The organism is Roseateles sp. So40a (assembly GCF_048081605.1).
Lineage (GTDB): Bacteria > Pseudomonadota > Gammaproteobacteria > Burkholderiales > Burkholderiaceae_C > Roseateles.
In genome coordinates this window covers 5,063,976-5,076,821 of record NZ_CP182288.1, presented here as the reverse complement: position 1 = coordinate 5,076,821, position 12,846 = coordinate 5,063,976, and the positions used below count along the sequence as shown (strand labels likewise).

At 69.1% G+C, this 12,846-nt stretch carries 13 protein-coding genes; 4 read left to right on the top strand and 9 right to left on the bottom strand.

Annotation, left to right across the window (positions count from 1 at the left end):
- Window positions 1-23: 23 nt before the first annotated feature.
- Together ACNI65_RS23150 and ACNI65_RS23145 are read left to right on the top strand one after the other, a co-directional pair.
- Window positions 24-686, top strand: a complete 663-nt coding sequence (locus tag ACNI65_RS23150) for a hypothetical protein (RefSeq protein WP_416759725.1) — start codon at window positions 24-26, stop codon at window positions 684-686.
- A 69-nt stretch (window positions 687-755) separates the two neighbouring features.
- Entirely contained in the window at window positions 756-1,520 is a 765-nt protein-coding gene (locus tag ACNI65_RS23145) for a helix-turn-helix domain-containing protein (protein WP_416759723.1), read from the top strand.
- 34 nt (window positions 1,521-1,554) lie between these two features.
- Here the strand turns inward: ACNI65_RS23145 and ACNI65_RS23140 are convergent, their stop codons facing one another.
- On the bottom strand, window positions 1,555-2,229 hold the full coding sequence (locus ACNI65_RS23140; RefSeq protein ID WP_416759722.1) for a CAAX prenyl protease-related protein: 675 nt from the start codon (window positions 2,227-2,229) through the stop codon (window positions 1,555-1,557).
- A gap of 40 nt (window positions 2,230-2,269) precedes the next feature.
- The gene (locus ACNI65_RS23135; RefSeq protein ID WP_416759720.1) at window positions 2,270-3,181 is read right to left on the bottom strand and encodes a LysR family transcriptional regulator; all 912 of its coding nucleotides are present in this window, start codon (window positions 3,179-3,181) and stop codon (window positions 2,270-2,272) included.
- Between the two features lie 145 nt (window positions 3,182-3,326).
- On the opposite strand from ACNI65_RS23135, the gene ACNI65_RS23130 reads away from it, so the two are divergent.
- A complete protein-coding gene (locus tag ACNI65_RS23130) occupies window positions 3,327-3,968 on the top strand; it encodes an NAD(P)-dependent oxidoreductase (protein WP_416759718.1) in 642 nt (213 codons plus the stop codon).
- A 144-nt stretch (window positions 3,969-4,112) separates the two neighbouring features.
- Here ACNI65_RS23130 and ACNI65_RS23125 read toward each other — a convergent pair whose 3' ends face one another.
- Together ACNI65_RS23125 and ACNI65_RS23120 are read right to left on the bottom strand one after the other, a co-directional pair.
- Complete coding sequence (locus tag ACNI65_RS23125; protein WP_416759716.1) at window positions 4,113-4,967, bottom strand: 23S rRNA (adenine(2030)-N(6))-methyltransferase RlmJ; 855 nt, start codon at window positions 4,965-4,967, stop codon at window positions 4,113-4,115.
- Between the two features lie 62 nt (window positions 4,968-5,029).
- Complete coding sequence (locus tag ACNI65_RS23120; RefSeq protein WP_416759715.1) at window positions 5,030-6,208, bottom strand: hypothetical protein; 1,179 nt, start codon at window positions 6,206-6,208, stop codon at window positions 5,030-5,032.
- Between the two features lie 197 nt (window positions 6,209-6,405).
- On the opposite strand from ACNI65_RS23120, the gene ACNI65_RS23115 reads away from it, so the two are divergent.
- Window positions 6,406-7,482 (top strand): alkene reductase, encoded by a 1,077-nt coding sequence (locus ACNI65_RS23115; RefSeq protein WP_416759713.1) that lies wholly within the window; start codon window positions 6,406-6,408, stop codon window positions 7,480-7,482.
- Window positions 7,483-7,488: 6 nt separating this feature from the next.
- Here ACNI65_RS23115 and ACNI65_RS23110 read toward each other — a convergent pair whose 3' ends face one another.
- The 5 genes from ACNI65_RS23110 to ACNI65_RS23090 all read right to left on the bottom strand — a co-directional run bounded on the left by ACNI65_RS23110 (window position 7,489) and on the right by ACNI65_RS23090 (window position 12,427).
- Window positions 7,489-8,055, bottom strand: a complete 567-nt coding sequence (locus ACNI65_RS23110) for an MOSC domain-containing protein (RefSeq protein ID WP_416759712.1) — start codon at window positions 8,053-8,055, stop codon at window positions 7,489-7,491.
- Window positions 8,021-9,367 (bottom strand): GAF domain-containing protein, encoded by a 1,347-nt coding sequence (locus ACNI65_RS23105; protein WP_416759710.1) that lies wholly within the window; start codon window positions 9,365-9,367, stop codon window positions 8,021-8,023. The genes ACNI65_RS23110 and ACNI65_RS23105 overlap by 35 nt, the downstream gene beginning before the upstream one ends.
- Window positions 9,368-9,489: 122 nt before the next feature.
- Window positions 9,490-10,563, bottom strand: coding sequence for a hypothetical protein (locus ACNI65_RS23100; protein WP_416759708.1), 1,074 nt, complete (start codon window positions 10,561-10,563; stop codon window positions 9,490-9,492).
- 14 nt (window positions 10,564-10,577) lie between these two features.
- Window positions 10,578-11,723 carry a hypothetical protein gene (locus ACNI65_RS23095; protein ID WP_416759707.1) on the bottom strand — a complete coding sequence of 382 codons (1,146 nt, stop codon included), beginning with the start codon at window positions 11,721-11,723 and terminating at the stop codon, window positions 10,578-10,580.
- A gap of 131 nt (window positions 11,724-11,854) precedes the next feature.
- The gene (locus ACNI65_RS23090) at window positions 11,855-12,427 is read right to left on the bottom strand and encodes a PEP-CTERM sorting domain-containing protein (protein WP_416759706.1); all 573 of its coding nucleotides are present in this window, start codon (window positions 12,425-12,427) and stop codon (window positions 11,855-11,857) included.
- Window positions 12,428-12,846: the final 419 nt, after the last annotated feature.

Genomic DNA, 12,846 nt, shown 5'->3' with positions numbered 1-12,846 from the left:
CTGCCGCTCCATCCGGAGAATTCATGACGATCCTGTTTGCCGCGGCCCTCTCCGACTGCGTCGTGATGATGGCCGACGGCCGCCGCGCGATGTCCGTCGCGGTCCGCACCGATGTCGCCGAGAAGGTGTTGCCCCTGAACGCGCAGGTGACGCTCGCTGTCGGCGGCGCGCAGGCCGGCACCGACTACGCCGCGGGCATCCTTCGCAACGGCCTGCCCGATTCAGCATCGGGCATCGAACGCCACCTGAAGCTCGTGACCCGTCTGGCCGTGCAGCACGTGATGAACCAGCTGACGCCCGAGGCCATCGCCCAGACCAGCGTCGACGTCGCGCTGCTCGTGGCCGGCTTCGATGCCGAGGGGGCCTTCATCGTCGGCGGCGCGCACAGCAACCGCATGGCCGAGCCGATCGCGCTGAACCGGCAGGTCAGCGTGCTCGAGGGCGAGCAGTTCGTGGTGTGGGGCGGCGAGGACAGCAACGCGCAGGCCTACTTCCTGAAGCGGCTGGTGGTCGAGGTCCGGCGTCTGGGCGAGCAGGCGGGCCAGCGGGTGCCGTTGATCGAGGCCATCCTCCTGGCCGGCAAGAAGACGATCGACCACTTGTCGAGGCGTCATCCCGGCATCGGCGGGCACATGCAGTTCCGCGTCGTGTTCCCGGATCAGGAGCCGATCACCGGATTCCGCTGAGGTGCGCAGAGATCCGCTGAGGTCCGCGCGAGGAGGCGCGGGCGCCGACTTGCGCTAACGTCCGCCCCCATGGCGAGCACCCAGACCCTCATCGACCTCATCAAGGCCGAGCTCAAGAGCGCCGGCATCAGCTACGCGCAGCTGGCAACGGCGCTGGATCTGTCCGAGTCCAGCGTCAAGCGCATGTTCGCCGTCGGCGGCGAGATGCCGCTGTCGCGCATCGACGAGATCTGCCGCGTGGTCAAGACCGATTTCGCCGAGCTCTCCCAGCGCCTGGCGCAGACCCAGCCGCTGCGCCGCGAGCTCACGCTGCAGCAGGAACGCGAGGTCGTCGCCGATGAGCGCCTGCTGCTCACCGCCATCTGCTGCCTCAGCCAATGGAGCTTCGAGCAGATCGTCACCACCTACCGCATGAGCGAGGCGGACGTGACGCTGATGCTCGCGCAGCTGGACCGGCTGGGCATCATCGAGCTGCGCCCGCTCAACCGCTATCGGCTGCAGGTCGCCAAGACCTTCCGCTGGCGGCCGCAGGGGCCGGTGATGAGCTTCTTCCGCGAGCACGTCATGCAGGACTTCTTCGCCGGCGGCTTCGACAACGACGGCGAGCTGATGCTGCTGGTCCACGGCAGGCTCAGCCCTGGCATGGCGCGCGAGCTGCGCGACCGCTTGCAGCGGGTCGCCGAGGACTTCGCCCGGCAGCACCTCGTCGATCAGAAGCTCCCCGAGGACGAGAAGCGCCAGTACACGCTGGTGATGGGCATGCGCTCGTGGCTGTTCGAGCGCTTCAAGCACCTGCAGCGCCCGCCCGAGGTCATCCGGGCGATGCAGCGCTGAGCGCTGAAGCCGTTGTGCACTCACGGCCGGCGCGTCACCAGAACTCCCACCGCCCGCTGGCGACGACCCAGATCCCGAGCACGCCGTTGGTGACCGCGTGCGCGATCACGGCGCACCAGAGCTTGCCCGTGCGCTTGTAAAGCCACGCATAGGCCGAACCGGCCACGATGGCCGCCAGCCACAAGGTGTGCGCGAGCATGAAGACGAAGGTCGACAGCACCAGCGCCCGCAAGCCGGCCGCGCGCGGATCGACCGACTCGAACTTCGGATTGGCGATCCAGCGCATCAGGAAGCTGCGCCAGAAGAGCTCCTCCATCACCGGCACGAGCAGCGCTGCGCCGACCCACCGCACGGCGATCAACGGCCAGTCCAGTCCGCCGTCGGGCGTCCTCGGGACGAAGGGCGCGGTGGGATCGCCCAGCTGCATCCATGGCGCGTCCAGCGTGATCCACAGACCGAAGACGATGAGCCCGACCGCCACGCTCAGGCCGGCCTGCTTCGCCGAGGGGCGGTTCTGCCGGTTGAACTCGCCGTACTCGCGCCAGAACCACGCGAGCGCTCCGCCGACCACCGCCAGGTTCAGTCCATAGATCCAGCGCGGGTCCAGCCCCCACGCGTTGTCCGCCGGCACGACGCCCCGCAGCGCCAGCAACAGCATGAACAGGGCGAAGGGGACGATGCGGGCCCAGGCGGCTTGACTCAATGGCATCCGGCGAATGTACCGGCCGCGCGTGACGCCGCCCTGCGGGCTAAGCCTGAGGCTCGCTGCGGAAACCCGCGAACGCGTGGCGCAGCGCCTCGATGGCGTGGCGCACCTTGGCCGGCTGCGCGTCGCGCTGCGGCGTCATCACGTACACCGGCAACGCGGGCAGGGTCCAGCCCGGCAGCAGTGGCAACACCCGGCCCTGTGCCTGCGCTTCGTCGACATCCTCCGCGCTGAGCATCGCCAGCCCCATGCCCGCCTCGCAGAACTGCTGCAGGCTGAGCTGGTTGTTGCTGCTGGCGCGCGGGCTGACCCGCAGCATCTCCTCGCGCCCCTCGGGCCCGACCAGCGACAGGCTCTTCAGCGCGCCGCTCTCCGAGCGCAGGAACAACCAGTCATGCCGCGTGAGGTCCGAGACCGAGGTCGGCACGCCGCGCCGCGCCAGGTAGGCGGGCGCCGCGTACAAGCCGACCGTCTTCTGCCCGATGCGCTGCGCCACCCAGCTGCTGTCGGGCAGGCGGCCGAATCGCACCGCGAGGTCGATGCGCTTGGCCACCAGGTCGGTGAAGCCGTCGTCGACCTCCAGATGCAGCTCCAGCGCGGGATGCGCGGACAGCAGTGGCGCGAGCGCCGGCCCGATCTGCCGCGCCGACCCGACCGGCGCGCAGATCCGCAGCTCCCCCTCGGGGGCATCGCGCAGGTGATGAAGCTGCGTCTGCGCCTCGCGCGCCGCGGACAGCATCGCCTGGCACCCCTGGACGAAGCGCTCGCCGGCCGGCGTCAGGCTGATCCGGCGCGTCGAGCGGTGCAGCAGCGTGACGCCCATGTCGCGCTCCAGCGCGCGCAGCTGCTGGCTCACCGCCGAGGTCGTCGTCTGCAGTTGCCGCGCCGCCGCGACCAGGCTGCCCTGTTCCACGACGGTCGCCAGCACGGCCATGCGGCGCAATTGATCCAACATCGCAGCGATTGTGAAGCTGAGCTAAAGAATGAAGGCGGATTCTGAGGACTTCTGCGGAGATTGTGAAGTTTCTACAGTCCGATCCATCGCGACATCCCGTCGCATCCCCCGAATCTCTCGGACCCCTCCCTCGAAAGGATTCCCCATGAAGGTCGCCCTGATCGGACCCACCGGCTTCGTCGGCAAGGAAGTGCTCAAGGAACTGCTGGACCGCGGTCACCAGGTCGTCGCCCTGGCCCGCGACCCGGCCAAGCTCGAAGCCCGCGCCGGCCTCACCGTCGTCAAGGCCGACGCCAAGCTCGCCGACCAGGTCGCCGCCGCCGTCGAAGGCACCGACGCCGTCGTCAACGCCTTCAACCCCGGCTGGGGCGTCGCCGATATCCACACCGAATTCCTCGAAGGCACCCGCGCCATCTACGACGGCGTCAAGCGCGCCGGCTTGAAACGCCTCCTCGTCGTCGGCGGCGCCGGCAGCCTGTTCGCCGCTCCCGGCGTCCAGCTGGTCGATACCCCGGAGTTTCCTGAGCAATGGAAACAGGGCGCGCTCGCCGCGCGTGAGGCGCTGAACCTCATCCGGCTCGAAACCTCGCTGGACTGGACCTTCCTGTCCCCCGCCGTCCATCTCGAACCCGGTGAGCGCCGCGGCAGCTACCGCGTCAGCCTCGATACCCCCGTCATGGACGCCAACGGACCCGCCCACGTCTCCACCGCCGACCTCGCCGTCGCCATCGTTGACGAACTCGAACGGCCGCAACACATCCGGCGCCGCTTCACCGTCGGCTACTGATCGCGGATCAGACCGGCACCCCCCTCCGCTCCCGAGCCTCCGCACGCTCGGCAGGTCGCTCCAGGGGGTACCGGTCTTCACCGCTCCAACCGAGCACCATGAAAAACGCGCCCCGTGGGGCGCGTTGGCGTTGGGGCGTGGGCGTCAGGCCGACTGCTGCTCCAGCAGGTAGTTGGCCTCGTCGTACTGGCCCAGCGTGTCCACCAGCGTCGGCAAACATTCGGCCAGACGGTCATGCAGCACGAACGGCGGATTCACGATGAACATGCCGCTGCCCATCATCCCGAAACCCCGCTCGTCCGCCTGCGCCACCGTCAGGCGCACGTGCAGCCATCCCTTCTTGGCCACCGGCTCGGACGCCGACTTCAGGCGCTGCACCAGCTGCGCCGACTCCACCGTCTGCAGCTGCGGATACCAGATCGCGATCGTGCCGTCCGCGAAACGCTGCAGGCCCTCGCGCAGCGCCGCCACGACCTTGCCGTAATCCGCCTTGATCTCGTACGGCGGATCGATCAGCACCACCCCGCGCCGCGACGGCGGCGGCAGCTCAGCCTTCAACGACGCGAAGCCGTCCTGCTGGAGCACCTGCGTGTTCGCCCGGTCCTCCAGGTAGCTGGCCAGGATGCGGTGGTCGGTGCCGTGCAATTCGTAGCAGCGCAGGCGGTCATCGAAGCGCATCAACATGCGCGCGATGGCCGGCGAGCCGGGGTACTGCTCCAGCTTCTTGCCAGGATTGAAGTCATGCACCAGCTGCACGTATTGCTGCAGCGGCTCGGGCAGGTCCTTGCGGGCATACAGGGCGGCGATGCCGCCGGCGTGCTCGGCGTTCTTCTGGGCGTAGCGGCCGTCCAGCGCGTAGCCGCCGGCCCCCGCATGGGTGTCCACCACGGTGTACGGCTTGTCCTTCTCCCCCATGTAGCGGAGCACTTCGGCCAGCACCAGGTGTTTGAGCACGTCGGCATGGTTGCCGGCGTGGAATGCGTGTCGGTAAGCGAGCATGGGCGGGACTTTACCCGTTGCCGGTCGGCAGGCCGCTGTCCATGGGCCTCAAGCCGCGGACCTCACACCTGGAACGCCCCTGGCGAGTACGCCGTCCCGGCCGGCGCTTCCTTCAGCGCGCACGGATGCTGGTACTGCATCGCCGGCCGCATCGACTGCCCATCCACCACGCCCGGATCCACCGCCCGCCCGATCAGCGGCGAACCCGCGCGCAGGCGGAAGTCGTAGCGGTCGGGGTCGACGAAGCTGTCCAGCTCGACGAAGTAGTTGTGATGCTGCTCGCGGTCGGGACCGCCGGGCAGCTCGTGCTTGCCGCACAGCAGGTTGTTGATGAGCCGCAGCTTCTGCGCCTGCTGCGACATGCGCAGGTAGACGCCGCCCGCCGGCCGCCGGTCGACCAGCGTGTTGTTGATCAGGTGCAGCTCGTTGCGGCGATTCGTCAGACCCTCGCTGCCGTAGGCGATCAGGTGGAAGTTCTCGGTGGTCGCGCTCTGCTGGATCACGTTGCCCATGACCAGAGCGACGCCGCCGTTGGGGAACTCCAGCTCGAAGCTCGCGCGGCCGGTCTCGTCGGTCAGCCGGTTGTAGAAGATGTGGTTCACCGCCGCGCGGGTCTTGAGCAGATGGCCCGAGGCGCCGTGATGGAAGTAGCTGCCGATCACCGTGAGCCGGCCGATGCCGCCGACGTAGCAGTTGTGGGTGCGGCCCTCGCCGGGCGCGATGGTGCCGAAGTCGCAGGCCTCGATGCGCAGCTCGATCGAGCCGTCGTTGGCGGCCAGCAGGCCGTTCTCGTTGTCCTGGAAGCGGCAGTCGCGCAGCGTCAGCGAGCCGCGCTCCAGCCGGATGCCCGCGCCGTTGCGATCGGGCACGCGCGCGCCGACGAAGTCGAAACCCTCGATCGTCATGCGCTTGCCGGTGGTGACGAAAATGCCCTTGCCCTGCGCGTGCGCGCCCTTGGCCAGCATCCGCACCCGGCCGCCGACCGCGCGCAACGTCAGGTCGTCAGCGCTCCAGAGGGCGACATCGGCGGCGTAGTCGCCGGCCTGGACCTCGATCGTCTGACCCGCCTTGGCCTGCGCGGCCGCGGCGGCCAGCGTCTTCAGCGGGTGATCGGGGCCCACGCGCAGCACCGCGCCCGAGGCGACGCCCTGCGCGCGTGCGCTGGGCAGCCCGGCCGGGAGCAGCAGCGCGGCACCGGACTGGAGCAGCCAACGGCGAGGGATCGCGGAACCGGTGGTCATGGAGGAACTCCCAAGCTGGGGCCGGGCGAGTGTAGCCAAGCGAGCCCGGGCCGGACGGGCCGCGCGGCAAGTCCCCAGCGCGCGTCCGGACTGTCGCCAAGGCGCTGCGGCGCGGGAGGAGGCTCGCTAAGCTGCGCTCCATTCCTGACGCGGCTTCGTGCCGCGTCGTTGTTCCCGTTCACGTTTCCTGGATCCTCATGCCCAGTCTCTTCGACCCCTTGCAAGTCGGCGCCGTCTCGCTGGCCAACCGCATCGTCATGGCGCCGCTGACGCGCAACCGCTCCGTGGGCCTGGTGCCCGGCCCGCTGGCGATCGAGTACTACCGCCAGCGCGCCAGCGCCGGCCTGATCATCAGCGAGGGCGCCCAGATCACGCAGCAGGGCCAGGGCTACCTGGACACCCCCGGGATCCATTCGCCCGAGCAGGTCGCCGCGTGGAAGCAGGTGACGGACGCCGTCCATGAGGCCGGCGGCAAGATCGCCGTGCAGCTGTGGCACGTGGGTCGCATCTCCCACACGGACTTCCAGCCCGAGGGCGGCAAGCCGCTGTCGGCGACGGACCGCCCGGCCAACAGCAAGACCTTCACGAAGGACGGTTTCGTCGATGTGGCCGCGCCGCGCGCGCTGACGATCGAGGAACTGCCCGGCGTGGTGGAGTCCTATGTCCACGCGGCCAAGGCCGCGATGGAAGCGGGCTTCGATGCGGTCGAGGTGCATGGCGCCAACGGCTATCTGCTGGACCAGTTCCTGCGCGACAGCATCAATGACCGCAAGGACGCGTACGGCGGCTCGATCGAGAACCGCGCCCGCCTGCTGCTCGAGGTGATGCGCGCGATCGCCGACGCGATCGGGGCGGATCGCACGGGGCTGCGCCTGTCGCCGGTGACGCCGGTGAACGACGCGGGTCAGGACAGCGACGCGCAGGCGCTCTTCAACTACGTGGTGGAGCAGCTCGCGCCGATGGACCTGGCGTTCCTGCATGTGATCGAGGGCCACACCGGTGGACCGCGCGACGTGGCGCCGTTCGACTACGACGCGCTGCGCGAGCGTTTCAAGGGCGTGTACATCGCCAACAACGGCTACACGCGGGAGATGGCGATCGACGCGGTCGCCAAGGGCCATGCGGACGCGGTGGCCTTCGGCCGCAGCTTCATCTCGAATCCGGACCTGGTGCGTCGTCTGAAGCTCAACGCCCCGCTGCAGAAGGCCCACTCGGCCACGATGTACGGCGGCGGCGCCGAGGGCTACACCGACTACCCCGCGCTCGCCGATTGAGAACGTTCAGCGCTGTCCCTTGGACTTGAAGATCTCGGCGACGCTGACTTCCCGGGGCCCGGGCCTGACGGTGAAGGATTGGCCCGCCGAGATCGTGCCGGGCTGCCTGACCGCGAGGTAGAAGCCGCACCAGCCGCTCTGCGTCATCATCTTCGCGGCCTTGTTGAAGCCCATCACGGCGTTGAACTTGAAGCACGGATAACGCGGCTCGCTCACGGCGAGCTCGCAGTCCGGAAACACCAGCACATCACCGATCCACGCGTCGTTCTCGACAAGCCCGGAGATCGTCAGGTTCTCGCCCATCGCGCCCCAGGGCAGCGGGTCGTCCCAGCCGGCGGCCTGCGCCTGCGCGCGCACGGTGCGCCAGAACTCGTAATGCTCGGAGGGATAGGCGTACACGGCCTTGGACAGGCCGCCATGAACGCTCGGGTCGGCCTGCTCGTCGCCGTCCAGACCCAGTGGTCGCACCTCGAGCGTGTCGCTCACCGGCCGCTTGCGGATGCCCGACATCACCGGGCGCCCATCGATGAGCATCGCCTCAGCGCGGGCCGTGTTCAGACTGATCAGTTGCATCGGGCGATTCTGCCGCAGGCCGGGCCGCGCTCGTGGGCCGGAAGGCCGCGGGCGAGGTCTCGGCCAACCCGGCCTCGCAGCGCTGCAGCGCATCGCGCAGGTTCTCCAGTTCACGCGCCTGATGGCGCTCGCGCAGCAGGTGGTCCAGCGCGAAGGACAGGTCGCCCGCCATCTCGTCGAGCAGCCCCATCACCTGCGGATCGAAGAAACCGGGTTCACCCGCCAGCAGGCTGAGCGCGCCGACGACCTCGCCGCCGCGGCGCAGCGGGAACGCGGCCATCGCCTCCACGCCGGGCGGGATCATCGGCGCGCCGGGCGCGGCCAGGCTCTCGTCCTGCAGCGCATGGTTGCTGACCTGGTGCGTGCCCTGCGTGATCGCGCGCGAGGCCATCGAGCTGCGGGCGAAGGGCGCATCGCGCCGCCAGACCTTGGGCGCGCCGGGCATCAGACGGTCGCCGGGGCCGGACTCGGCGACGCGCTCGAATTCGTCCCCCTCCACCAGCACCACCGCGGCGAAACGCGCATGGCCGGTGTCGACGCAGATGCGGCACAGCTCCTGGAAGAGCTTGAGCTCCGCGTCGGCGTCATCGAAGGCGCCGGCCTCGCGGCGCACGATGAGCTGGTTCGTTTGGGACAGCGCGACGTACAGCCGCTGCAGGCGCTGGCGCGAGTCCTGTCCCTCGCGGCGTTCGTCGTCGTAGCGGGTCCACACGGTGCACACGACGACGCTGCACAGCCCGGCGGTCAGCAGCACCAGGAGCAGGCCGAGGTGGGCGGCGCTGGTGGCGGTCTCCTGCGCGCGCTCGGCGTCGACGCGGGCCTGGCTCAGCTGGAAGGCGATCAGCTCGTCGAGCATCCGCATCGTCGCGAGCCGGCGCTGGTTGAGCTCGCGCAGCGTGTCGGGCGAGGGCGGGGCCTTGGCCGTGAGCGCAGCCCAGAGCTGGTCCAGCAGCGGCTGGGTACGGGCGATCAGGGCGGTCTCGGCCGGCACCATGCGGGTGGCCAGGTAGCGGGACCAGAGCTGGCGAGTCTGGTCGGTCAGGCGCTGCCCGGCGGTGTCGAGCTTCTCGGCATCGGGTTGCTGGGCCTGGGAGATGAGCAACGCGCCGAGCTGCTGCGCGCCGAGTGTGTGTTCGAGCTCGCGCAGCAGGTCGACGGGGAGAAGGCGATCGTCGTAGAGGGACTGCGCGATGGCGGCCAGCCGCTTGGACTGCCACCAGCCCAGCAGCGCGGAGGACGCCACCAGCGCGAGCGCCAACGCCAGGACCAGGTACAGGCGGGCGCGGAGGCTCAGACCGGTGGGAGCGGACATGGGGCGATGGGGACCTCGCGGGGAGGTCCCCAGCATAGGGGCATTCCGACGGGGGGCAGATCCCCGAAGCGCTGGGGGTTGCCCACCCCGAGGTCACCCGGGGTCACCCCGGAGTCATCCGGTCACTGCACGAGCAGGTGCTGGTCCTTGCCGCGATAACGCACGCCCATGAGGAACACCTCACCGCTCGCTGCCCATTTCCGGCAGCTGTCGATCAGCCCGCCATTGAGCTGCATCAGCTCGTCGACGATGGGCGCGTCCATCGCGTCGACATGGGCCTTCGCCAGCGTGCGGTCCGACAACTCGCAGCCGTTCATGAAGAAGCGCTGGCGATTGCCGACGTCCGCCCAGCGGGCCGCGATGACGTCGACGGCGGCGCGCCAGGCGTCCTTCTTGAAGCGCGGGTCGAGGTTGACCAGCTCCCCCTCGTTCTCGGCGACCCAGAACGCGCGGGCGTACAGGCCTTCCTCGCGCGCCGGGCCGTCGATGGCCGCGATCCTGTCGAGCAGGTCCAGCATCGCGTCCTCGCTGCCACCCCACTTCGGGGTGAGGGCGCGCATGCGCGTCAGGTAGAGGGGGTGGAAGTCCGGGAAGCGACGGACGCCTTCCTCGAACAGGGCGGACAGCTTGTCCGAACCTTCGCCAAGCTCGTTGGCTACGGTGGTGCGCTGCGCCCACCAGATCGGCGAAATGGCCAGCGTGGCGCTGCGCTTGTCCAGCGCGGTGCGGGCGAGATCCATCAGCTGACGGAAGGAATGGCGCTGCGACGCGGGCACGTGACTCGCGTAGCCGCCGCCGCGCACGAGCCAGGCCCGCGCGTGCAGGGCCTGGACATACAGGAAGACATCGGCCGGGCGCTTCTCGGCGCGCTGGCGCAACGTGGTCAGCAGCTTGTTCCAGAACGCGTCATCCCCGGCGCGGGTTTCCATCAGCGCCCGCTCGAACTGGATGTAGGTCTCGTAGCCGCGCCAGCTGCCGTCGGGCAGGCGCGTCGCCTTGGCCAGATCGGCATCGGCCCGGGCGACGATGTCGCCGTAGCGGCCGGCCAAGGTGAGCTGGTCGAGCTCGATCTTGAGCGTGTTGCGCGCGGGGTCGTTGTTGACGGCCGGAGCCGCCGAGACGGCCGCTGTCGTGGCGGCCAGCGCCGAGACGGCGAGCAGCACCGCGGTCAGGCCGCGGGCGAACGGATGGGTCATGAGGTCCTCCCAGGTCATTCGATCACCACCGTCTCCGGGGCTTGGCCCCGGCGGTGATAACGCATCACGAAGCCTTCGCCCTGCAGCAGCCAGCTCAGGCAACTGGCGTACAGCTCGGCGTCCTCGGCGCTCACCCGGCCGGAGACGGGTCGCCGCAGCGCGGGGACCAGTTGCTCGCTGCGAGCCCTGTCGGCCAGCGAGCAACGGGCCACCAGGAAGGGCTGCACGTTCCATTGCACCGGATAGCTGGCCACGATGCGGTCAATGTCGGCGTTCATCCGCTCGAGCTTCACGCGCGGATGGCGGACCAGGGGATAGCCCTCCCGCTCGGCAAAGAAGAGCACACGTGCATAGAGACCCTCTGCAAGCACCGCCGGGTCGTCGGACCGGGCAATGTCGTCCAGCAGGTCGAACATGGCCGGCTCGGAGCCGCCCCACTTGGGCGTCAATTGCCGCATGCGCGCGAAATAGATGCCTTGATTGGCCGGATGGCGCAGGACGCCTTCGACGAACCAGCGCCGCCGCGCCGATTCAGGTTCGCCCGCCTCGGTGGCGAGATGCAGGCGCAGGGCGTACCACTCGGGCATCTCGGCAAGTTCGGCCTTGTGCTGGTCCAGCGTCTTGGCCGCCTGACCCAGCAGCGCCTGGAAGCGCGCCTGCTGCGCTGGAGTGACCGATCCGGCCATGCCGTCGCCGCGGGCCTGCCAGGCCTGCGCGACGTGCGCGTGAGCCACCAGAATCCAGGCGTGGGGCTGCTGCTCCGCCAGGCGCTCCAGCTGCCGCTGCATCGCCCGCCAAGCCTCGTCGCCATAGATGACATGGCTCAGGGCCTCTCCGTAGTAGATGGCGGCCCATCTCGACTGCGAAGAACCGTCGGGCAGGCGCGTGGGGGTGTCGATCAACCGCAGGATGTCGACGTGTCGGCCCTGCGTGGTGGCGCGATTGACGCGTTCGCGCAAGTCGCTGAGGGCGGCTTCCGTGAGCGCCTCGGGCGGTGCGCTGCCCATGTGGGACACGACCGCCCCGGGAGCTGGCTCCCGGGCCGTGTCCGCGTCGACGCCAGGCTGCGGCTGGGGCTGCGATTGCGACTGGGCAAATGCCGCAAGCGCGGCCACGAGCAGCGCGGTCAAGCGGAGACCGCGCGCGAGCGAAACAGACATGGATCCTCCCTGATCCGGAACTCTTGTGCCGCGATGCTAACGACGCTCCGGGACAAGGAGGTTTCAAGACGTCGCCCCCAAAAGCAGGAAGCCCGGCAGGGCCGGGCTTCTCATTCTGGTCGCGGAGGCGATCAGGCTTGCTTGCGGCGACGCAGCACCAGGCCCATGCCGCCCAGCGCGGCCAGCGCCAGCGCCAGGCCGGTCGGCTCGGGCACCGAGCTCGCGTTGGCGGTGAAGCGCGTCACGTTGGCGGCAGCGCCGTTCGAGACCAGCAGGAAGGTCAGCGAATGGATGTTCGTCAGGCTCAGGGCGTTCGAGCCCGTGCCGATCGTGCCCACCACGCCGGTGTCCGTCAGCCAGTTCAGCGCGCCTTGCGTCAGCGTGAAGTTGCTGACGTCGAACGCGCCGCCGCCGGTCATCGACAGCACCCAACGGTTGGTCGTGACGTTGCCGTAGTTGGAGTGCAGGAACACCGAGCTGCTGTCGCTCAGGTTCTCATGGAAGTGACCGTCCGGACCGACCGCCAGGAATTCGAAACCTTGCGCCACGTACAGCGACGGGCCGTTGCCCGAGCCTGTCGGGTTCGAATACACGCCGCCTTCAGCAGCCTGGGTGAAGTCGACGACCGCGGCTTGGGCGGACGACAGGGCAGCGGCCAGCGCAATGGCGCCGCAGGCCTGGGCGGCCTTGGAAATGAAGCTCATGGATTCCCTCGGGATGAATGGATCTAGTTGTTCTCCGCGCCGACCGGGTGACCCCCTGGATCGGGCGGGACGCGCTGTTCGAGGCCGACGTCGTCGCCGGCGGATTCGAGCGCGGGCGATCTGCAAGCAGAATCCAGGCCAGTTCGCATCATCCCGATAAGTCGTTGATTTGAATCGGCTTTTTCTGAGGACCCATTTTTATGGGACAAGCGATGTAAGGAAAACCGACAGTCAATGCAGGTTTGGGCATGCGGTTTGCCTACCGCCGCCCCCGCCCACATGCCGGACCCGGCATCAAACCATTCCAGAAACGCATAACCCCGGCGAGCGCGCGAGTTACGGCGTGATTACATTGGAACCAGTGTTCGGCGAGGCACCCGCCATGGCGTGCGGCATTGGGTCAGCTCCGCGGTCTTCTC